Origin of the sequence: Flexivirga alba (assembly GCF_042661025.1) — a bacterium.
Classification (GTDB): Bacteria; Actinomycetota; Actinomycetes; order Actinomycetales; family Dermatophilaceae; genus Flexivirga; species Flexivirga alba.
The window spans coordinates 1,914,689-1,934,859 of the sequence record NZ_JBHSWH010000001.1; the positions used below are offsets into that span (position 1 = coordinate 1,914,689).

Genomic DNA, 20,171 nt, shown 5'->3' on the forward strand with positions numbered 1-20,171 from the left:
TCGGGAGGGGGACGGACATGGTGTAGCTGCCGCTCACATCGTTGAACGGCGAGACATAGAGCCGTTTTGCGGTCCGCGCGACCGCGCGGTCGTCCGGACGAACGAGGTAGGCATGCCGCTCGCCATACGTGTTGCGGACCTCGGCGATGACAGCGGCGACCTCTCCGGTGGTCTCGGTGCACCAGTAGACGGTGAGCGGGTCGAACGCGTAGCCGGCCGTCGCTGCTCCGCTCAATGCGACGATGCGCCAGGACGATGCGTCGAGGTCGTGTGTTGCGGCGAACTCGACGATGTTGTCGCGCCAGCTGCTGGAGTCGCCGAGGTGGTCCGAGGCACGAAAGCGGATGAATACCCGCTGCCACCAGGGGAGCTCGCGATTCGGGTCGGTGCCGTCGAGTGGGACGACCCACGTGCTGGTGCGGTAGGTGAAGTCGTGCCGCAGCGGAGTCGTCCGCACGTGCCGGACGGTCGCCAGGTATGCCGTGGGAGTCACCAGCGGCCTCCGAGAGCTTCAGCAGCACGCCTGCCCGAGAGCGCGCCGTCCTCGTGGAATCCCCACCCGTGGTAGGCACCGGCGAAGACGATGCGACTCTCATTGATCTCCGGTAGGCGTGCCTGGGCACGCAGGAACTCCTCGGTGTAGAGCGGGTGTTCGTAGGTCATGTCCGCGATGACCGAGTCGGGATCGACCCGGTCAGCACCACCGAGGGTGACGACGAAACGTCGGCCGTCCGTCACCGGTAGTCGCATCAAGCGCGTCATGTCGTAGGAGACCAGGACTCCTTCGTGCGGGTCGATCGGCAACCGGTAGTTCCATGAAGCGCGTGCGCGGGGCGACGGCGGAAGCAACGACGAATCTGTGTGCAGTTGGGCAGGATTGGGGGAGTAGTGCATCGCGCCGAGCACATCCGCCTGGGCAGATGTGGGTGACTTCAGCATGTCCAGCGCTGCGCGCGGATGGGCAGCGATCACGACCCCCGCGAAGTCGTGCTCGTCATGGTCGGTCTGTACCGTCACGGCGTTCTGTCGTGCGACAACGGCGCGAACCGGAGTGTCGCATCGCAGCTCGATCCGCGGGTTCGCGAGAAGTCTGTCGACATACGTGCGGGATCCGCCGACCACCGTGCGCCACGACGGTGACCCGGCGACCGACAACATGCCGTGGTGGTCCAGGAAGGTGAGCAGGCTGCGTGCCGGGTAGGACATGGCATCGGTCGGTGAGCAGGACCAGACGGCGGCGACGAGCGGCCTTGCGAAATGCTCGAGGAACGCCTCGGAGAAGTCGCGATCCGTCAGCCAGGCACCGATGGTGGTCAACGCGGTGTCATCCGTGCCGTCGAGGAAATCCCTTGCCGCGGAGTGGAATCGGCGTACCTCCCAGAGCATGCGCAAGAACGCGGGTCGCGCGACGGTGCGCGGATCCGCGAGGACGCCTCCGATGCTCTTGCCGCCGGCATACTGCCAACGAGTGCGTTCGGAGTAGACCGACATGCTCATGTCGGTCGGCCTGGTCGGGACGTCGAGTTCGTCGAACAACCGGCACAGTGTGGGGTAGGTGCGGTCGTTGTGGACGATGAACCCGCTGTCCACGTTCGTCGTGCTGCCGTCGGGCAGCGTGACGTCGTGGGTGTGCGCGTGCCCACCGGGCCTGGTGTCGGCCTCGAAGAGGGTCACCGTGCCGGACCTCGCCAGCACATGCCCGGCCATCAGTCCGGCGACTCCACTGCCGACGACGGCGAAGTGTTCGACCACCGCGTTCCCTTTCGACGGGTTTGTTCTTGCGGTGGTGGTTCGGCGCTGCGCGTCGAACGGATGGGTCGGTCGGTCAGGTCATCGAGACGGAGGCGATGGGTTTGGTCGTGGGCTGCTTGGACCCACCGGTCGGTTCGACCGTGACGGCCGCTGCCTTCGCTCCGGTGATGGTGCCGACGAGGAGGGTGGGCTTGCCCGGTTGGAGGAGTCCGGCGCTGACCGGGCCCTTCGGGGTGATGATCCAGGCCTGGTAGACCTTGCCGGCCGCGGGTGCCGGTACGCCGCGGAGGGTGGCGACGGCCCTGCCCAGTTTCACCGAGGTGGTCATGACCAGCGATCCCTCGGGTGCTGGTGCAGTGGCGTTTTGGGCGTCCGGCGCCCGCTCGACCTGCTCGACGGCAGAGACCGTGGTCGGGTTGTTGCTCCAAGGTTTCGTCGCGACCGTGATGCCTCCACCGACCAGCACCACCACCGCAGCGGCGGCAGCGAGCAGCCAGCGACCGGTCCGACGACGGCTCGGTGAGGATGACATCGCCTGGTCGTCGGACGCTGAGCCGATGTCGTCCTGCGGAACGCGAGCGGCGCTTGCCAGCACCGCCTCACGGAGCGCGGGCGGTGGGCTGACAGGGACGACGGATGCGCCGAGCCCGGCTGTCGCCTCGCGCCAGTCAGCGACTTCCGCACGACACTGAGCGCAGTGCGCGAGGTGTTGATCGGCGCGTCGGCGGCTCACGTCGTCGAGCGAGTCCATGGCGTAATCGATCGTGTCGATGTGATCGTCGGTCATGACTCACCTCCCAATGTCGCTCGTAACTTGAGTAGCCCGTCGCGGATGCGCGACTTGGCTGTGCCGAGAGGAATGTTCAACCGCTGAGCTACCTCAGCCTGCGAAATCCCTTCGAAATAGGCCAGTTCGACAGCCTCCCGTTGTACCGGTGACAGCTGTCCGATCGCAGCGCGGACCAAGTCGGCTCGCAGTGACCCGTCGACCAGCTCGGCTGTCGAATCGTATTCCGGCTCGTTCTGGGTGACGACGTATGCCGTGTCGCGGTGGCGGGCGGATTCGGTCGACCGCACCCGATCGACCGCTTTGCGGTGCGCGATCGTGAAGAGCCAGGACAACGCAGAACCGCGGCTCGGATCGAACCGCGGACTGGAGCGCCATACCTCGAGGAACACCTCCTGGGTGACCTCCTCGCTCATGGCGCGATCGACCAGAACTCGGCAGACGAGCCCGTGCACCCGAGCAGCCGTCGCGTCATACAGCGTTGCGAAAGCCGCGTCGTCGCCCTGGCCGACCTGCCGCAGCAGGTCGGCCAGCGCAGGAACATTTCGGACGGCCACGACCCCCATTCTTACCTGGAGATCCTCCGCAACGAGCATCGACATGGCTCAGGTCCGCACGATCGGTCTTACTTGCCCATCAAGACGGTGTCGACGATGTACACCGTCGCGTTGGACGTCTGCACGTTGCCGCACACGACGTTGGAGCTGCCGTCGACCGTGAACTTCTCGCCGGAACCGGACACCTTGATCGTGGTGCCGGCGAGCGACGTGTGGTCGCCGGCCAGCTGCTTCGGACTCAGCCGTCCCTTGACGACGTGGCCGGTGAGCAGTGTGGACAGCTTCGCCTTGTCGGCGAGCACCGCGTTCAGTTGTGCCTTGGGCAGTTTGGCGAAGGCTGAGTTGGCCGGTGCGAAGACGGTCAGGGCCGAAGCGCTGTTGAGTGTGTCGACCAGACCGGCCTTCTTGACCGCAGTCACGAGCGTCGACAGCGCCGGGTTGTTGGACGCCGCGGTCGCGACCGGGTCTTGGGCCATGCCACTGAACGAGCCCTTGCCGTCCTTGGGCACGCTCGAGCACGCCGGCCCGAACGGCTTGCTCGCGTTGGCAGCGCCACCGCTGTTCATCGCGTCGGAGGACATCGAACCGGAGGACATCGAGCTGGACGCCATCGCGGATGAACTCGTCATCGCACCTGCGCCGGAGGCGCTGCTGCCGCTGGAGCCGGAGGACCCGCATGCGGACAACGAGGCGGCCAACACGGCCGCGCTGGCCAGGGTGAGGGTGAGACGGGTTTTCATGAGAACTCCTGCAGATTGTGGTTTGTGGCTGGGAACATTGGTGATTCGGCGCGGAAGGTCGGCTGGATGGGTCCCGGGGAGGTGATTTTCAGTGGACGACGAAACTGCGTTCTTCGATGCCGCTGGAACCGTTGGGAAACACACCGGCTCGCTTCTCGGTCTGCAATTGGTCGTGGCCGTAGACGACCCTCGCCCGGACACTGTGGGTGCCCTTCTTCGAGGTGTTCCACGCGAAGTACCACTGGCGCCAGTAGTCGATATTGACGTCCGGGCCCATGGTGGCGTCCTGCCAGTGGCCGTCGTCGATGCTGACCTGAACCCGCACCACACCGCGACGCTGTGCCCACGCGGTGCCGCCGACCATGACTCGTCCCGACTTCACGGAAGCGAACGACTTGGGGACATCGATGCGGGCGGTGGGTTTGATCTCTCCGTCGGTGGTCCAGCCGCGCTCGGTCCAATACGCCTTCTTGTCGGCGTAGGTCGTCACCGTCAGTCGGGTGACCCATTTCGTGCAGCCGAGCATCCCGTAGAGACCGGGAGTGACCAGGCGCGCTGGGAATCCGTGGCTGCGCGGGAGCGGCTCGCCGTTCATCGCCACTGCGAGCATGGCGCCGCGGCCATCGGTGAGGGCACCCAGCGGAGTGCTGATGGTGAACCCGTTGAACGAGGTGCTCATCACCTGCAGGTCGGGTCGATCCGGGTTCTTGACCCGGGCTTCCTTCAGCAGGTCTCGAGTGAGGACGCCGCGCCAGGTGGCACCGCCGGCATAGCTCCCTCCGACCTCGTTACTCACGCAGGTGATGGTTATGTTGCGTTCGACGAGCGGCCGACGTAGCAGCTCCGCATAACTGATTTCATAAGGGTTTTCGACGTCACCGTCGATCTGCAGGGACCATCGGGACGCATCCAGTGTGGGCACGGTCAGCTCGGTGTCGACGCGGTAGAACTTCGTATTCGGAGTCCGCAGCGGGGTCACGCCGGGCACCGAAGCGTCCAGGCCGCGGGGCAGCGACGGGGCGCGTTCGGAGGCTTGCGGGATGTGCACGTTGACGCTCGAGCGGGAGTTCGTCAGCTGCTTGGCGCCGACGAAGCTCACGACTGCGGTGGCTGCGCCCGCCCCGGACGCGACGACGAAGTAACGTCGGCTAGCGCCGATAGCGTTGCCCTGCAACGGTTTTCGGTCGACGAGCCGACGCAGGTCAGGTTGATGGTCGAGCCAGAGCAGCACGAAGAGGACCAGCAGGGAGACAATCCCGGCCACAACGGTCGGCACGAGATCGACCCACCTGGCGAACGGCCGGTCCAGCACCGCGTACCCGGCGACCGCGAGCATGGCGACCTGTATGACGGCACCGATGATGACGTTTCGGCGGGCAATCAGCCCGGACACGATCGCGAGGATGAAGACCCCCACAACGACCGTGGACAGCAGGATGAGCTTGTCGTGGGTTCCGAAATGACTGATCGCCCAGTCCTTCAACGGCGTCGGTGTGCGGTCGATGACCGCGGAGCCGACTGCAAGCACCGGCGAAGTGGCCGGGTCACGTAACGCTGCAACCAGCTGACCCGCGGCCAGGCCGACTGCGACCGAGATCAATCCGGACAGCGCGGCCCGGACCCGTGCAAACAGCGCATCCGTCATGTGGGTGGTTCGGCACGCTCGGCGTTCCGGATGGGTCACCCACGCCACAGGTCGAGCAACTCAGACCTGTCGTGGCGTCATCCGAGCGAGGACTCGATGGCCGTGAGAACGCGCGGGTCGTCCGGGGTGACCTGCGGGCTGAAACGCCGCACGACCGAACCGTCGGCGTCGATCACGAACTTCTCGAAGTTCCACTGGATGTCGCCATCCTTGCCGTCCTGGTCCACGGCCTGTGTGAGCGACTGGTAGATCGGGTGGCGGTTGTCGCCGTTGACGTCGATCTTCTCGGTCATCGGGAACGTCACGCCGTAGGTCGCGCTGCAGAACTCCTGGATCTCCTCAGCGGTCCCCGGCTCCTGGCCGGCGAACTGATTGCAGGGGAAGCCGATGACGGTGAATCCCTTTGCCTGGTAGTCCTTCTGAAGCGCTTCGAGGCCGGTGTACTGCGGGGTCAGCCCGCACTTGCTGGCCACGTTGACCAGCAGTGCAGGGCGACCCTGGGTGAGGTCGGCGAGAGTGCCGGCGGTGCCGTCGAGACGGCTGATGTTCGCGTCGAGGATTTTCATGGGCTCAATGTATGCCGACCGGCTCGGCGTCTACGTGCTGACCGTCGGCCGGCTCGACCTCCTCACCTGTCCGCCTTGACGGACGGATGAGAGCCCCGGCCACGATGCCGCCGACGATTCCCAGCAGTCCGGCGATCAATGTGGTGAGGCGCAGCCCTTCGACCGACGACAGGTGGACGAGTTGTTCGGTCGTCGCACGCGCGCTCGCCGGGACCTGGGCGAGAAGTGCACGGGACTGCCCGCCGGCGACGGCGTCGCTGGCCGCAGAAGCGTTCGGCACTGAGTGCGCGGTCAGCACCGAGGTGATGCGTGCGGCGAAAAGTGTTCCCAGTGCTGCGATCCCGAGTGCGAAACCGAGCTGTCGTGCGGTGTTGACCGCGCCGGCCGCCATACCCCCGCGCTGCAGAGGGACAACGGACATTGCTGTCGAGCTGAGGGTGGGTGCTGCGAGGCCGACGCCGACACCGGTGACCGTCAGGCCAGGCACGAGGGCGGTCCAGTCCGCGCTCGCGTCGTGCAGTTGCAGGGCGACCAGCAGTCCGCCGACACCCGTGAGGACGATGCCCAGGCCGATGGCGATCCAACTGCGGTCACCGTGCATGGCCCGCCCGGCCGTCGCGCTGGTGACGAATGCCGCCACGGCCAGTGGCAAGGTGGCGAGGCCGGCCTCAACCGGCGACATGCCACGGACCGACTGCATCCAGATGGAGGCGTAGGTCAGGTAGGCGAAAGCTGCTGCCGACAGGACGAATCCGGCGATCAAGCAGCCGGCGAAGACGCGGTTTCGCAGCAGGCTCAGGTCGAGCATCGGGTGCTTGATCCGCGACTCGACCGTCAAGAACGCGGCGAGCATCACCAGCGAGCAGACGAAGGCCACCAGGACGCCACGGTCGCCCCAGCCGTCTTCGTTCGCGCGGATCAGGCCGTAGGTGAGGGCGGCGGCGAAGACGGTGAAGGTGACGATGCCGGCCGGGTCCAGCGGGGCAGGGTGCCGCTTGTCGCGTCCGAGCACGACGAAGCAGAGCACGATCGCGGCGACGGCGAACGGGAGGTTGACGAAGAAGATCCAGCGCCAGGAGAGGTGCTCGGTGAGAAGACCGCCGGCGATCGGTCCGATCGCGGCGGCGGCTCCCGACACCGCGCCCCAGAACCCGTATGCCGTGCCCCGGTCCTTGCCGGTGTAGCTGCTGTTCAGCAGGGCGAAGGTGGTCGCGAACATCGCCGCGCCACCGAGGCCCTGCACGCCACGAGCGGCGACCAGGACCGTGTCGTCGCCCGCGAATCCGCAGACCGCAGAGGCTATTGCGAAGAGTGCCAGGCCCACGGCATACGTCGAGCGGTGACCCAGCCGGTCGGCCAGCGAGCCGATGCCGAGCAGGAAAGCCGCGAGGACCAGCGCGTAGATGTCGACCACCCACTGCAGTGAGCTGAAGCTCGTGTGCAGATTGACGGCCATGTCGGGCAGGGCGACGTTGACGATGGTCACGTCCACGAGCAGCATCAGCGTGCCGATGCAGATCGTGACGAGTGGTAGCCATTTGCGCATGAGCGTTCAGTCCTGTCGGTGGTTGTGCTGAGATGACGTTCGAGTGGCCCGGAGATCGACACTGGCCTTCGAGAACAAGACTCCGGCAAATCTGAGGGCGCAACCAGCCAGGGCGGCGGTGGCGTAGATTTCCGACATGAATTCTGCGAGGGCGTCGGAATCCGTCGTTGGTGACGCCTTGGACATCAAGATCACTCACTGTCTGCAGGTAGCGCCCCGTGCGTCCTTCGCCGTCGTCGGGTCGGTGCTCGGGGTGTCGGAGCAGACGGTGGCGCGGCGCTATCGCAAGTTGCGAGCAGCGGGCGCCGTCCGGGTGATCGGCTTCGCCGACCCGACCCCGTTCGGCCTACAGAACTGGATGCTGCGGCTCTTCTGCCGTCCGGATGCCGCCGAGAGCGTGGGTAGAGCGCTCGCCGGCCGCGATGACACGCAATGGGTCGCCCTGATGGGCGGGGGAACCGAGGTCGATTGCGTGCTGCGACCACGGACCCTGGACGATCAGGATCAGTTGCTCCTGCGGCAATTGCCGCGCACGGTGCCGATCACCGGGATCGAGGCGTCCGGTGTGCTGCACGTCTTCCGCGGTTCGACGACACGCGACTGGCGGATCGGTGAGAACTTCCTGGCGGCGGACGAGGAAGCTCGCCTCAGGCAGGGAACAGGAACGACAGCTGTGGGCACCGAACGTGCCGTGGAGTTGACCCCGCCGGACGAGTCACTGCTGCGGGTCCTCACGGCTGACGGGCGGGCGACGTACGCCGAGCTGCGCACCGCCGTGGGAGGAGACTGGACCGAGGCCCGAATCCGTAGACGGGTCACCGAATTACGTGAAGCTGGCGTGCTCTACTTCGACGTCGATATCGATGAAAGGGCCTTCGGAGTGTCCTTGTCTGCCCGCATTGCGCTCGCCGTTGCGCCGGCCCATTTGCAGGCGGTCGGAGAGGCGATGGGATCGCACCCTGCGGTTCGTTTCTGCGGCGCCACGACCGGTGCCACCAGCCTCACCGCGACCGTTGCCTTCGCAAACGCCGAGGAGCTCTACCGATTCGTGTCCGACGACATCGGCCGGCAGGACGGCGTGTCCCACGTGCAGGTCTGGCAGGTCACCCGAATCCTCAAGCGAGCCGGGGCAGTTGTCGAACGCGATCACGCTCGCGGCTAGATCGCGGTGCCGACCAGAGTGCCCACGCCATACGTGATGGCCATCGCGAGCATGCCGCCGAGCACATTGCGTATGACGGCCGGTCGCGTCGGTGCCTCGCCCAGCCGGGCGCTCACGGCGCCGGTGACAACCAGCGCGATCGCGACCGCCACGAAACAGGCTGGCACCCGCCAGGTGGGGCCCGGCAGAAGTATGGCGATCAACGGGATCAGCGCGCCGACTGTGAAGGCGAGGAACGATGCGCCCGCGGCGTGCCATGGGTTGGTCAGGTCGTTGGGGTCGATGCCCAGCTCCGCCTCCGCGTGCGCTGCCAGCGCGTCGTGAGCAGTGAGCTCCTCGGCGACCTCCGCCGCGAGTTCACGCCGCAGGCCCTTCGACTGGTAGATCTGCGTCAGCTCCTCGAGCTCCTCCTCGGGCAGCTCGTGCAGCTCCTGCCGCTCCTTGCGAAGCATGGCACGCTCACTGTCGCGCTGGGTGCTCACGGAGACGTATTCGCCTGCCGCCATTGACAATGCGCCGGCAACAAGACCTGCGATGCCGGCAATGGCAATGTTGTTACGACTGGTCGTGGCACCCGCGACGCCGGCGACGATGCCCGCGACGCTGACGATGCCGTCGTTGGCGCCGAGGACTCCTGCGCGCAGCCAGTTGAGACGGCTGCTGAGCCCTTCGTCCTGCAGCTCACCTTCGTGCGGCTCGACGGAGGACGTCACCCGGACACCTTCGCCCCGGTCTGCTGCGCGACTTCGCTGATCCGGTGCGCCAACTCGATATCGAGCTGCGTGATGCCCCCTCGCTGTGTGTGGACAGCGCCCAGCGAACAGCGGTGTAGGAGATCTCGATGTCCGGGTGATGGTTCATGTGGTCCGCATCCGCCGCGACCAGGTGCACGAACTCGATCGCGCGAGCGAACGATGTTGCTGTGTACGCGGACCGGAGCGTGTCACCGTCACGCGACCAGCCGTCGAGCGCGGCCAGCTGTCGCGTTATCTCTTCGTCGGTCAACAGTCTGCTCATACCTTGACTCTGCCTCGCTCAGCCGCTCCTGTCCACGCAGGAAAGGCTGCGATTACCGGCCAGGTCACTCGCGACGGGGGTGCTGGCCGTTGAGGTAGGCGAGGACTGCGAGGACACGACGGTTGTCGTCGCTGGAGACCGGCAGGTCGAGCTTGCTGAAGATCGCGTTGGTGTGTTTGCTGATCGCCTTCTCGGTGACGAAGAGAGCACTGGCGATCGCGACGTTGGAACGCCCCTGCGCCATCTCACCGAGGACCTCTCGCTCCCGGTCGGTGAGCCGGTCCATCTTGCTGCCCTGGGGGCGTCGGGCGATCAGCTGGCGTACGACGGTGGGGTCGAGCACCGTCCCGCCACCGGCGACCTGATGCACCGCCTCGATGAAAGCGCCCACGTCGGACACGCGATCCTTCAGCAGATAGCCGACGCCACCCTCGCCATCCTCGAGAAGCTCTCGGGCGTAAAGGTTTTCGACATACTGCGACAGCACGAGGACGGGCAGGCCGGGTTGCTCCTGGCGCGCCTCGATCGCGACCCGCAGCCCTTCGTCGGTGAGCGTCGGCGGCATACGCACGTCGACTATCGCGATGTCGGGCGAGTGCTCCCGCAGCGCCTTGACCAGGCTCGGCGCGTTGTCCGCTGTGGCCACGACCTCGATGTCGTGGGCGTGCAGGATGCGCTCCAGACCGTCACGCAGTAGCGCGTGGTCCTCACCGATCACTGCGCGCACGGCACCTCCATGGTCACGATGGTCGGCCCACCGGGAGGGCTCGACACCTCCATCGTGCCGTCGAAGACCGCGAGCCGTCCCGCAACCCCCTGTATGCCGCTGCCGCGCCGGTCCGCGCCGCCGACACCGTTGTCACCGATCTCGACGTGCAGCAGCCCGTCGTGCGGCGCCATACGCACCCAGCCGGCCGACGCCCGCGAGTGCTTGCCCATGTTGGCCAGGCATTCGGCGACACCGAAATAGACGGCCGATTCCAGCGGGGAGGCAGCTGCGGCGGCCGCAGATCGAGGTCGAAGTCGATAGGCAGGTCAACCGCAACGGCGCGTATGGCGTCGGCCAGCCCACGATCGGCCAGCACCGGCGGGTGGATGCCACGCACCACGGACCGGATGTCCTGCAACGCGACTCCGGAGTTGTCCCGCGCCTCTAACAGCAGCTGGCGCGCGGCGTCGGGATCCTTCTCGATGAGCTCGGCGGCGAGCCCGAGATTCATCCCGAGCGCGACCAGCCGTGCCTGAGCCCCGTCGTGCAAGTCACGCTCGACGCGGCGCAACTCAGCCGCTGCCGCGTCCGCACCCTGCGCTCGGGAGGTGGTGACCTCCTGCACACGGCGTGCGAGCACCTCTCGTCGGGACAACCCGAGCAGATACGCGTCCAGGCCGAACCGCCAGCGAGCGATCGGCTTGACCGTCACCCACCAGATCAGCACGCCGAGGACGAACCCACCCGCCGAAACCGCAATAGCACCAGAGGTGGTCGTGACGCGCAGGGCATCGCCATACGGAGTGTCGAAGATGTCCGGCAGACCCTTCCAGAGCCCGAACCACACGATCGACCAGATCGGGTAGGCGAAGAGTGCGATGGTCAGCACCGACAGCGTGAAGCCGATGGTGACCGAGGCAAGCTGCCAGAGCACGTCCCGCCACCTGGCCGGGTCGCCGGCCCACCGCTGAACACGGGTGATGAGACCGAGTCCCTTCGTGTCGCGGTACTGCTGCTCGATCGGCTCGCGCAGCACGACACGGGCAAGGCCTCGTTGGCCCGTCGCGAGGAGCTGTGTCGTGGGCACCGCAAGGGTCACCAGCAGGATGCCTATCCCCAGTGGCGCGGTGACGGTGCCGACCAACGTCAGCACGAACATCACGAGGGTCGGGACGGCCAGGAGTATGGCGACGAAGTGCGCCAGCATGAGCTGCGGGCGGCCGGCGGTTGATTGCACGCCTCCATCCTGACCTGTCACGGCGCCGCGCACAGGCGTCCCAGTCCCACTTTCGATGGTGGGGTTAGCCCTACCCCAACTGTGGTGCTGCCGTCACTGACTTTCCTTGGTGAGCCGACAAGTGTTGACCACGGTCGGGATTCGCCCGGCCGGTTGCTCACCAAGAAGGGGAACACTGCCGTGAAGAAGGCCGGGTTCACACTCAGAATTGCTCGCTGGAGCGTGCGCCGCCCATGGCGCGCCGTCGGCACCTGGATGCTTCTGGTGATCGCGGCCGTCGCATGCGGCGCCGCGGTTTCCATGCACACCACCACCAAGGCCGACTACCGCGTCGGTCAGTCCGGGACTGCCGCCGCGCAGATCCAGCAGGCCGGGCTCGACGCGCCGGACTCGGAATTTGTCGTGCTGTCCCGTACATCGGGCGGCGCGGTCGGGACCGACGCTCGCAGCACCGCGAACCGGATCGCTGCGACGGTTCGCGCCGACAGCCACGTCAAGCAGGTCGGAACGCCGGAGGTGTCGCCGGACAAGAAGCTGATGGTCGTCCCGATCACGATGAAAACCGTTGCGGATGACAAGGATCCGGACATCAGTGGCATCACCCGTGCGGTGAACGATGCCCAGCCGAGGGCGCCGGGGCTGCAGATCGTGCAGACCGGCGACACCTCGATGAACGATGCGATCAACACCCGCGTCGGCAACGACCTCGGGTCTGCAGAGTCCAAGAGCCTGCCGATCACGATCGTGCTGATGCTGCTCGTCTTCGCCGCGCTCATCGCGGCCGGCATACCGGTATTGCTCGCAATTGCAAGTGTTTTCGCGACCATGGGCCTGATGGGGCCGGTGTCGCTCCTGCTGCCGATGGAGGACTCGGTCACCAGCGTCATCCTGTTGATCGGTATGGCGGTCGGTGTCGACTACTCGCTGTTCTACCTCAAGCGTGAGCGCCAGGAACGGCAACGAGGGGCGAGCGCCGCCGACGCCGTCGAGATCGCCGCCGAGACGTCCGGGCACTCGATCGTCGTGTCGGGCATCGCCGTGATCGTCAGCATGGGCGGTCTGTATGCCGTGGGCGATGTGACCTTCGCGTCCATCGCGACCGGATCGCTCGTTGTGGTCGCGTTCGCGGTGTTCGGCTCGCTGACCGTGCTCCCCGCATTGCTCTCCTTGCTCGGTCCGAAGGTGGACCGTCCGCGCATTCCGCTGCTGTGGAGGGTGTCTTCCCGGATGCAGCCCGGAACGGTCAGCAAGCGGGTGCTCGGGCCGGTGCTGCGTCGCCCGGTGGCGTCGCTGATCACCGGCCTCGTGATCCTCGGTGCGATCGCCATACCGGCGCTCGGAATGAAGCAGCAGACCAGCAGTCTGGACTCGCTGCCGCGTGACATTCCCGCGGTGAGGGCGTTGCAGCAGATCGGTGCGGCGTTCCCCGGTGACGGTCCGACCGCCGCCGTCGTCCTGCAGGGCAACAACACCACCGAGCTGAAGCACGACGCGAAGATCGTTGCGAACAATGCGATTTCAACCGGCGAGTGGAAGGCCGTGGCCGATCCGGTGCGAGTTTCCTCCGACGGTCAGACTGCGGTGCTCACACTGGGCAGCAAGGCTGGCGAGGGATCTTTCGCCGCAGGTGACGCGGTGCGTGACCTGCGCGCCACGGTGATCCCGCAAGCGCTGTCTTCATCCGACGCGAAATGGGCGGTCGGCGGCGGTGTCGCCGAAAGTTACGACCAGATGGAACACCAGTCGGCGGGCCTTCCCAAGGTGCTCATCGTCGTGCTCGGCCTGACCCTGGTGATGATGGTGGTGACGTTCCGCAGCATCGTGGTCGCGCTGCTGACGATGGCGCTCAACCTCCTGTCGGTCGGGGCTGCATTCGGAGTGCTGACAGCGGTTTTCCAGCACAGCTGGGCCGAGTCGATCCTGAACTTCCACTCCACCGGGGGACTGATCTCGTGGATCCCGATCTTCCTCTTCGCGGTCTTGGTCGGGTTGTCGATGGACTACCACGTCTTCGTCCTCAGCCGGATCAAGGAGAAGGTCGATGCGGGACTGCCGCCGAAGCTGGCGGTGCGCGAGGGCGTGCAGGAGACCGCAGGTGTGGTCACCAGCGCCGCGGTGGTGATGATCTCGGTCTTCGCCCTCTTCGCCACGCTGTCGATGGTCGAGATGAAGGAGATCGGCGTCGGTCTGTCCATCGCAATCCTGTTGGATGCCACCGTTGTTCGACTGGTGCTGTTGCCGTCTGCGCTGGCGCTGCTGGGCCGGTGGGCCTGGTGGCCGTCACGTGGCGGCAAGGGAACGGCCGCTCGGCCGGTCGACCCTGCGCCATACAGCGTCCGTGAGCCGGTCGGGATGGGCTGACCCGCCACACAACAAGAGCCGCCGAGCTGCCCCCGGGGGAGCAGCTCGGCGGCTCTCGCAATGTTCGATCAGGGCGTGGAGAACGGTTGCCCGCCGACGTTCTCCTGGGTGTTCACCGTCGGTCCGCCCTCGTTCGCGGCAGGGTCGATCGCCATAGCGTCAACTTCGTGCCGCTCGATCTCGCCGGAGTGGATCTGCTCCGCATAGTGGCAGGCCACTCGGTGCGAGGCCGGCACACCGTCGATCTGCACGACGCGCAGCTGCGGCCGCTCGGTGTCACAGAGTTCCTCCTGCCGCCACGGGCAGCGGGTGTGGAAGCGGCAACCGCTCGGCGGGTTGGCGGGCGACGGCAGGTCGCCGGCCAGGATGATCTGCTCGCGGTGGTCCTCGATCAACGGGTCGGGGATCGGCACCGCCGACATCAGCGCACGCGTGTAGGGGTGCAGTGGTGTGGCGTAGAGCCCGTCGGCGTCAGCCTCCTCGACCAAGGAGCCGAGGTACATCACACCGACTCGGTCGCTGATGTGCCGCACGACGGCCAAGTCGTGCGCGATCACCAGGTAGGTGAGGCCGAACTGCTCCTGGACGTCCTCCAGCAGGTTGATGACCTGAGCCTGCACCGACACGTCCAGCGCGCTCACCGGCTCGTCGGCGACGATCAGCTGCGGGTCGACCGACAAGGCCCGCGCGATGCCGATGCGTTGCCGCTGGCCCCCGGAGAACTCGTGCGGGTACTTGCGCAGCGCTGCGGCGGGCAGCCCGACCGCTTGGAGCAGTTCGCGCAGCCGGGCGCCGGCGGCTTCCTTGTCCTTGGTCAGTCCGTGCGCGTGCATGCCTTCGAGCAGCAGCGACTCAACGGTCTGACGTGGGTCAAGGCTGGACAGCGGGTCCTGGAAGACCATCTGCATGTCGCGGCGCTTGGTGCGCAGCTCTTCGCCCTTGAGCGTCGACAGGTCGGTGCCGGCGAAGGTCACCGTGCCGTTGGTCGGCTCTTCAAGGCGAAGCAGCGCGCGCCCGAATGTCGATTTACCGCAACCGGATTCGCCGACCAGGCCGTAAGTCTCGCCCTTGCGGATCTGCAGCGTCATACCGTCGACGGCGTAGACGTAGCCGACCGTCTTGTCGAAGATCACGCCGCGCTTGATCGGGAAGTGGACCTCCACGTCGCGCGCGTCCAGCAGCACCTCGTCTACCCCACGAAGTTTCTCCTCCGCTTCGCTCCCCCGAATACTTCGCGGGGACCCCGTCTCCGTGCTCTGGTTCGCGCTCATGACTCTCCGCCCTCCGGCCAGGGGTTGTGACACCGCAGCACGTGAACCTCCAATGACACCCGATCCTGTTCCAGTGCAGGCGATTCGGTTCGGCATACGTCGATCGCCCGCGAGCAGCGCGGTGCGAACGCGCACCCGGACGTCCACGGGATGTTGTCCGCCACGGACCCTGGTATGGCGGCCAGCTTGTCGGTATGAGAACCGTCCAGCCGCGGGATCGATCCGAGCAGACCGTTGGTGTAGGGATGCCGCGGACGGGCGAAAAGCTCGTGCCGAGAGGCGGTTTCGACGATCCGGCCGCCATACAGGACATTGACCTCGTCGCAGAGGCCGGCGACGACACCCAGGTCGTGCGTGATCATGATCAGCGCGGTGCCGGAGTCGACGACCAGTTCCTTGAGCAGGTTGAGGATCTGCGCCTGGATGGTGACGTCGAGTGCGGTCGTCGGCTCGTCCGCGATCAGCAGTCGCGGCTTGCAGGCAAGCGCCATCGCGATCAGGGCACGCTGGCGCATGCCGCCGGACAGCTGGTGCGGGTATTCCTTGAGCCGGCGCGACGGATCCGGGATACCCACCTTGTCGAGCAGGGCACGCGACTCCGCCATCGCGGCGGCCTTCTTCATGCCGCGGTGCCGTTGCAGCACTTCTGCCACTTGGATGCCGATGGATACGACCGGGTTCAGCGACGACAGCGGGTCCTGGAAGATCATCGCAATGTCGCGACCGCGCCGGTCGCGCATCTCGCGGTCGTCGAGCGTCAGCAGGTCGGAGCCGTCGAAGGTCGCCGATCCGGCGACCTTGTTGCCGCGCTTGGGCAGCAGGCCCATGATCGCCAGTGAGGTCACGGACTTGCCGCAACCGGACTCGCCGACCAGACCGATGGTCTGTCCGGGGCGGACGTCGAACGAGACACCGTCGACAGCGCGAAACGGAGTCTGTCCCTTGGTGCCGAACTCGACGGTCAGGTCGCGCACCGACAGGAGAGTGTCGGTCTTTTCGGGTGCTGGTGCAGTCACGCCGGTCACCTCCGGTTTCTGGGATCGAGGGCTTCGCGCAGTGACTCACCCATCAGGGTGAAGCCGAAGGCCACCACGACGATGCAGCCGGCCGGCCAGAAGGCCACGTGCGGCGAGATGTCGAAGAGCGTCTGGGCCTTGCCGAGCATCTGACCCCATTCGGGGGACGAGTCGTCCGGGTTGCCCAGACCGAGGAAGCTCAGCGCTGCGGCTTCGATGATCGCCGTCGCCAGCACCAGCGTCGCCTGGACGAGAACCGGCCCGAGCGAGTTGGGCAGCATGTGCCGGAAGGTGATCGCCGACCGTTTCACGCCGAGCGCGCGTGCGGCCAGGACATGGTCGCTGGAGCGCTGAGACAGCATCGACCCGCGCAGCAACCGGGCGAAGATCGGCACCTGCACGATCGAGATCGCGATGATCAGCGTCCACTGCGACGGACTGCCGAAAAGTGTCGCGACGGCGAGCGCGAGCACCAGTGATGGCAGCGAGAGCATGACGTCGACGATGCGCATGACCACCGAATCGATCCAGCCGCCGAGCGACCCGGCGATGGTGCCGAGCACCAGACCTCCGGCGAGGCCGGCCAGGGTTGCCAGCACACCGACGATCAGTGTCTGCCGCGAACCGAGGATCAGCCGGGACAGGAAGTCACGACCCTGATCGTCACCGCCCAGCGGAAAACCGCTCTGCGATGGGGGGATCGGGGTGGCGGGGGTGACCTGGCCGATCAAGTATTTGGTCGTGCCGTTGTGCGGTGCGAGCAGCGGCGCGAAGATCGCCAGCAGGATGAACAGCACGGTCACCGCCGCTCCGAGGAGGAACACCGGGTTGCGCCGCAGCCGCAGCCACGCGCTGCCGATCAGGCTGAGTCCGCCGGACTCGCTGACGTGACCCGCGTCGGGGATGTCGGCGTCACCGGCCGTCGCCGCGAGCGCGTCGATCCGATCCTTCTTGCGTTGCATGGGATTCATCGCACTCACCTCGTCCGGATCCGGGGGTCGATGACGGCATACGCGATGTCGACGAGCAGATTGACCAGGACATAGCCGATCGCCGCCATGGTGATCAACACCTGTAGCACGGAGTAGTCGCGCTGGCTGAACGCCTGGGCGAGCGCGTCACCCACTCCTGGATAGGCGAAGACCGTCTCGGTCAGCACGGCGCCGGTGAGCAGGCCGCCGACCTGCAGGCCGATGGTGGTGACCACCGGGAGCAGCGCGTTGCGCAGGACGTGCCGGCCGCGGATGACCCGTGCGGACAGGCCCTTGGACTCGGCAGTGCGCACGTAGTCCTCGTTGAGCACTTCCAGCACCGAGGCGCGGGTGATCCGGAAGATCACCGCGAACGGGATCGAAGCCAGCGCGATCGCGGGCAGGATCAGGTGCTTGATGGCGTCCCACGAAGCGTCGAACTCGCGAGTCAGCAGGCCGTCCAGCACGTAGAAGTTGGTGATGCGGGTGGCGTTGAGGTCTGGACTCTGGCGACCGGCGACCGGCAGCCAGTTCAGCTCGATCGCGAAGATGTACTTCAGCACGAACGCCAGGAAGAAGACCGGGACCGCCACACCGACCAGCGAGAGCACGACCGAGCTGGTGTCGAGCAGGCCACCGTGCCGCTTGGCGGCGAAGTAGCCGAGGGGTATGGCGGTGACCAGCGCGAGCAGGATCGCGAAGAACGACAGCTCGATGGTTGCCGGCAGGCGCTGCAGGAAGAGCTGCATTGCGTCGGTGCCGGCCTGCACCTGGGTGGAGGTGCCGAAGTTGCCGTGCAGGATGTTGTCGAGGAAGTGCAGGTACTGCACGGGCAGCGGCTGGTCGAGGCCGAGCGTCTTGCTCAGTGCCGCACGGGTGGCCGGCGTTGCGCGCTCGCCGAGGATGGAGTCGACCGGGCCGCCGGGCAGCGACCGCAGCCAGGCGAAGAGCAGGACGGAGACGATGAACATGACCAGCACGGCCTGTAGCAGTCGTCGCACGATGAATCTGAGCACGAGGTGAGGCTCCTACTAGGAGGTTTATTGCGCGGTGGCCGGTGCCGCGGACGATCCACGGCACCGGCCACCGGGCGGTCGACTGCTACTTACTGACCTTGGCGGTCCACAGGTGCTCGTCGGTCAACGGGCTCGGTGTGACCCCGGTGACCTTCTTGCTGAAGACGATCGCCGGCGGCGAGCTGGAGATCGGCAGGCCCGGGAGGTCCTGCATGATCTGCTTGTTCAGGTCCTCGTATGCCGTGGCGCGCTTCGCCTCGTCGACGATCGAGTCGGCGTCGGACAGTGCCGTGTGCAGCTTGGCGCCCCACGGGTAGGCACCAACGGTCATCTGACCCTTGGGGTCGGAGAAGAAGCTGCCCAGGAAGTTGTCCGGCGTGTTGTAGTCGCCGGTCCAACCCATCAGGTAGGCCCCGGCGTTGCCGTTCTGGGTGCCGGTGACGTAGCCGCCGGCCCACGGCATCGGCTTCGGGGTGACCTGGACGCCGACAGCGGCCCAGTCGGACTTGATCGCGTTGAAGATCTTGTCCGGCGCCGGCATGTAGGGCCGGGTCACCTCGGTGGGGTACCAGAAGGTGAGCTTCAGGTTGGACTTTCCGGCGGCCTTGAGCAGCGACTTGGCCTTGGCCGGGTCGTACTTGTATGGCGTGAGCGACTTGTTGTAGCCCGCGACTGTGTTGGGCATGAACTGCGTGGCGACCGATGCGCCGGCCGGCAGCTGCGACTTGACCAGCTGATCGCGGTTGATCGCGTAATAAAGCGCCTGCCGGACGCGAACGTCCTTCAGGTTGGGGTCGACCTTCGCGTTGAGGCCGAGGTAGAGGATGTTGAACGCCGGGCGGATCTCGAGGTTGTCGTCCTTCTTCAACGACGGCCAGTCGACCGGGTTGGGCAGGTCGTAACCGTCGATCTGACCGGACGAGAGTGCCTGCTTGCGGGCGGTCTCGTCGGGGATGATCGAGAAGACGATCTTCTTGACGGTGGCCTTGTCGTCGCCCGTGTAGTTGTCATTGCGGACCAGGGTGACGGTCTTGTTGGTCTTGTCGTAGGACTGGAACATCATCGGACCGGTGCCGGTCGGGTGGGAGTTGGCGTATGCCGGGTAGACGAAGCCCTGGCCCTGCGCCTTGATGCCGTTGGCGTCGTACTTGTCCATCGCGGTGGGGGACTGCATCGAGAAGGCGGGCAGGCCGAGCAGTGCCGGGAACTTCGAGGTCGGCCGGGCGATCTTGATGATGGCGGTCGAGGCGTCCTTCGCAGTGCAGCCCTGGTAGAGGTCGCCCGCGCCGCCGTTGTAGGCGCCCATGTTGGTCAGCCAGTACTCGGACGCGGTCTGACCGGCCTTGTTCTGGCTGTCCATCCGCTTGAAGTTCTTGCAGACGGCGTCGGCGTTGAACGGCGTGCCATCGGTGAACTTCACGCCGGTCTTCAGCTTGAAGGTCCAGGTCTTGCCGTCGGCGGAAGGCGTCCAGCTGGTGGCCAGGCGGGGAGCGACCTCGGCGGTGCCCGGCTTGAAACCGACCAGACCTTCGAAGATCTGGCGGCTGACCCGGAAGGTCTCGCCGTCGCTGGCGTAGTAGGGATCGAGGGTGGCGGGCGCTCCGGCCGCGCCGAAATTCAGGGTCGCGTTGCTGTTGCTCGCGCCGCTGCCGGACTTCGTGGCGCCTGCGTCGCGCTTGGAGCTGGCGCACGAGGTGAGTGCCATGGTGGAGGCGGCCAACAGCGCGAGCGCGGCTGTGGTCTTGGTAACGGGCATGGTGACGGAACCTTCCGATGGAGAAGAGGGTTCTGCGAACGTTACTCAGTCCGTGGGCCTCT

The 20,171-nt window shown here is 66.4% G+C and carries 18 protein-coding genes and 1 pseudogene; 2 read left to right on the forward strand and 17 right to left on the reverse strand.

The window, feature by feature from the left end; translation table 11 throughout:
* Positions 1-61 precede the first annotated feature (61 nt).
* The 8 genes and pseudogenes from ACFQDH_RS09525 to ACFQDH_RS09560 form a co-directional block, all read right to left on the reverse strand.
* Positions 62-493 (reverse strand): annotated as a pseudogene (locus ACFQDH_RS09525) (DUF1365 family protein); the annotation flags it as partial.
* A complete protein-coding gene (locus tag ACFQDH_RS09530) occupies positions 490-1,752 on the reverse strand; it encodes an NAD(P)/FAD-dependent oxidoreductase (RefSeq protein ID WP_382400694.1) in 1,263 nt (420 codons plus the stop codon). The pseudogene ACFQDH_RS09525 and the gene ACFQDH_RS09530, both read right to left, overlap by 4 nt.
* Positions 1,753-1,825: 73 nt before the next feature.
* Positions 1,826-2,539 (reverse strand): anti-sigma factor, encoded by a 714-nt coding sequence (locus tag ACFQDH_RS09535; protein ID WP_382400696.1) that lies wholly within the window; start codon positions 2,537-2,539, stop codon positions 1,826-1,828.
* Complete coding sequence (sigK, locus tag ACFQDH_RS09540) at positions 2,536-3,105, reverse strand: ECF RNA polymerase sigma factor SigK (RefSeq protein ID WP_382404838.1); 570 nt, start codon at positions 3,103-3,105, stop codon at positions 2,536-2,538. The genes ACFQDH_RS09535 and sigK overlap by 4 nt, the downstream gene beginning before the upstream one ends.
* Positions 3,106-3,164: 59 nt before the next feature.
* Complete coding sequence (locus ACFQDH_RS09545) at positions 3,165-3,836, reverse strand: fasciclin domain-containing protein (RefSeq protein WP_382400698.1); 672 nt, start codon at positions 3,834-3,836, stop codon at positions 3,165-3,167.
* 88 nt (positions 3,837-3,924) lie between these two features.
* Positions 3,925-5,481: a molybdopterin-dependent oxidoreductase gene (locus ACFQDH_RS09550; protein ID WP_382400700.1), complete on the reverse strand. Its 1,557-nt coding sequence runs from the start codon at positions 5,479-5,481 to the stop codon at positions 3,925-3,927.
* A gap of 77 nt (positions 5,482-5,558) precedes the next feature.
* Positions 5,559-6,047: a glutathione peroxidase gene (locus ACFQDH_RS09555; RefSeq protein ID WP_382400702.1), complete on the reverse strand. Its 489-nt coding sequence runs from the start codon at positions 6,045-6,047 to the stop codon at positions 5,559-5,561.
* 4 nt (positions 6,048-6,051) lie between these two features.
* Positions 6,052-7,593 (reverse strand): MFS transporter, encoded by a 1,542-nt coding sequence (locus tag ACFQDH_RS09560; RefSeq protein ID WP_382400704.1) that lies wholly within the window; start codon positions 7,591-7,593, stop codon positions 6,052-6,054.
* Positions 7,594-7,729: 136 nt separating this feature from the next.
* Here ACFQDH_RS09560 and ACFQDH_RS09565 point away from each other — a divergent pair, with 136 nt between their 5' ends.
* Positions 7,730-8,755 (forward strand): Lrp/AsnC family transcriptional regulator, encoded by a 1,026-nt coding sequence (locus tag ACFQDH_RS09565; RefSeq protein WP_382400706.1) that lies wholly within the window; start codon positions 7,730-7,732, stop codon positions 8,753-8,755.
* On the opposite strand, the gene ACFQDH_RS09570 is transcribed toward ACFQDH_RS09565, so the two are convergent.
* The 4 genes from ACFQDH_RS09570 to ACFQDH_RS09585 form a co-directional block, all read right to left on the reverse strand.
* Positions 8,752-9,468: a VIT1/CCC1 transporter family protein gene (locus ACFQDH_RS09570; RefSeq protein WP_382400708.1), complete on the reverse strand. Its 717-nt coding sequence runs from the start codon at positions 9,466-9,468 to the stop codon at positions 8,752-8,754. The genes ACFQDH_RS09565 and ACFQDH_RS09570 overlap by 4 nt on opposite strands.
* The gene (locus ACFQDH_RS09575) at positions 9,437-9,772 is read right to left on the reverse strand and encodes a 4a-hydroxytetrahydrobiopterin dehydratase (protein WP_382400710.1); all 336 of its coding nucleotides are present in this window, start codon (positions 9,770-9,772) and stop codon (positions 9,437-9,439) included. Before ACFQDH_RS09575 ends, ACFQDH_RS09570 begins: the two co-directional genes overlap by 32 nt.
* Before the next feature lie 64 nt (positions 9,773-9,836).
* On the reverse strand, positions 9,837-10,499 hold the full coding sequence (locus tag ACFQDH_RS09580; RefSeq protein ID WP_382400712.1) for a response regulator transcription factor: 663 nt from the start codon (positions 10,497-10,499) through the stop codon (positions 9,837-9,839).
* A gap of 13 nt (positions 10,500-10,512) precedes the next feature.
* Positions 10,513-11,718, reverse strand: a complete 1,206-nt coding sequence (locus ACFQDH_RS09585; protein WP_382400714.1) for a sensor histidine kinase — start codon at positions 11,716-11,718, stop codon at positions 10,513-10,515.
* Between the two features lie 84 nt (positions 11,719-11,802).
* Here ACFQDH_RS09585 and ACFQDH_RS09590 point away from each other — a divergent pair, with 84 nt between their 5' ends.
* Positions 11,803-14,079, forward strand: a complete 2,277-nt coding sequence (locus ACFQDH_RS09590; protein WP_382400716.1) for an MMPL family transporter — start codon at positions 11,803-11,805, stop codon at positions 14,077-14,079.
* 68 nt (positions 14,080-14,147) lie between these two features.
* On the opposite strand, the gene ACFQDH_RS09595 is transcribed toward ACFQDH_RS09590, so the two are convergent.
* The 5 genes from ACFQDH_RS09595 to ACFQDH_RS09615 form a co-directional block, all read right to left on the reverse strand.
* Positions 14,148-15,350 carry an ABC transporter ATP-binding protein gene (locus ACFQDH_RS09595; RefSeq protein WP_382400718.1) on the reverse strand — a complete coding sequence of 401 codons (1,203 nt, stop codon included), beginning with the start codon at positions 15,348-15,350 and terminating at the stop codon, positions 14,148-14,150.
* A complete protein-coding gene (locus ACFQDH_RS09600; RefSeq protein ID WP_382400720.1) occupies positions 15,347-16,366 on the reverse strand; it encodes an ABC transporter ATP-binding protein in 1,020 nt (339 codons plus the stop codon). Before ACFQDH_RS09600 ends, ACFQDH_RS09595 begins: the two co-directional genes overlap by 4 nt.
* 5 nt (positions 16,367-16,371) lie before the next feature.
* Positions 16,372-17,337 carry an ABC transporter permease gene (locus ACFQDH_RS09605; protein ID WP_382400722.1) on the reverse strand — a complete coding sequence of 322 codons (966 nt, stop codon included), beginning with the start codon at positions 17,335-17,337 and terminating at the stop codon, positions 16,372-16,374.
* Between the two features lie 5 nt (positions 17,338-17,342).
* Positions 17,343-18,353 (reverse strand): ABC transporter permease, encoded by a 1,011-nt coding sequence (locus ACFQDH_RS09610; RefSeq protein ID WP_382400724.1) that lies wholly within the window; start codon positions 18,351-18,353, stop codon positions 17,343-17,345.
* Between the two features lie 85 nt (positions 18,354-18,438).
* Positions 18,439-20,109 (reverse strand): ABC transporter substrate-binding protein, encoded by a 1,671-nt coding sequence (locus tag ACFQDH_RS09615; RefSeq protein ID WP_382400726.1) that lies wholly within the window; start codon positions 20,107-20,109, stop codon positions 18,439-18,441.
* Positions 20,110-20,171: the final 62 nt, after the last annotated feature.

Coding starts and splice junctions, on each gene's coding strand:
- ACFQDH_RS09535 (WP_382400696.1), bottom strand. CDS start 2,539: ATGACCGACGATCACATCGACACGATCGATTACGCCATGGACTCGCTC.
- sigK (WP_382404838.1), bottom strand. CDS start 3,105: ATGGGGGTCGTGGCCGTCCGAAATGTTCCTGCGCTGGCCGACCTGCTG.
- ACFQDH_RS09545 (WP_382400698.1), bottom strand. CDS start 3,836: ATGAAAACCCGTCTCACCCTCACCCTGGCCAGCGCGGCCGTGTTGGCC.
- ACFQDH_RS09550 (WP_382400700.1), bottom strand. CDS start 5,481: ATGACGGATGCGCTGTTTGCACGGGTCCGGGCCGCGCTGTCCGGATTG.
- ACFQDH_RS09555 (WP_382400702.1), bottom strand. CDS start 6,047: ATGAAAATCCTCGACGCGAACATCAGCCGTCTCGACGGCACCGCCGGC.
- ACFQDH_RS09560 (WP_382400704.1), bottom strand. CDS start 7,593: ATGCGCAAATGGCTACCACTCGTCACGATCTGCATCGGCACGCTGATG.
- ACFQDH_RS09565 (WP_382400706.1), top strand. CDS start 7,730: ATGAATTCTGCGAGGGCGTCGGAATCCGTCGTTGGTGACGCCTTGGAC.
- ACFQDH_RS09575 (WP_382400710.1), bottom strand. CDS start 9,772: ATGAGCAGACTGTTGACCGACGAAGAGATAACGCGACAGCTGGCCGCG.
- ACFQDH_RS09595 (WP_382400718.1), bottom strand. CDS start 15,350: ATGAGCGCGAACCAGAGCACGGAGACGGGGTCCCCGCGAAGTATTCGG.
- ACFQDH_RS09605 (WP_382400722.1), bottom strand. CDS start 17,337: ATGAATCCCATGCAACGCAAGAAGGATCGGATCGACGCGCTCGCGGCG.
- ACFQDH_RS09615 (WP_382400726.1), bottom strand. CDS start 20,109: ATGCCCGTTACCAAGACCACAGCCGCGCTCGCGCTGTTGGCCGCCTCC.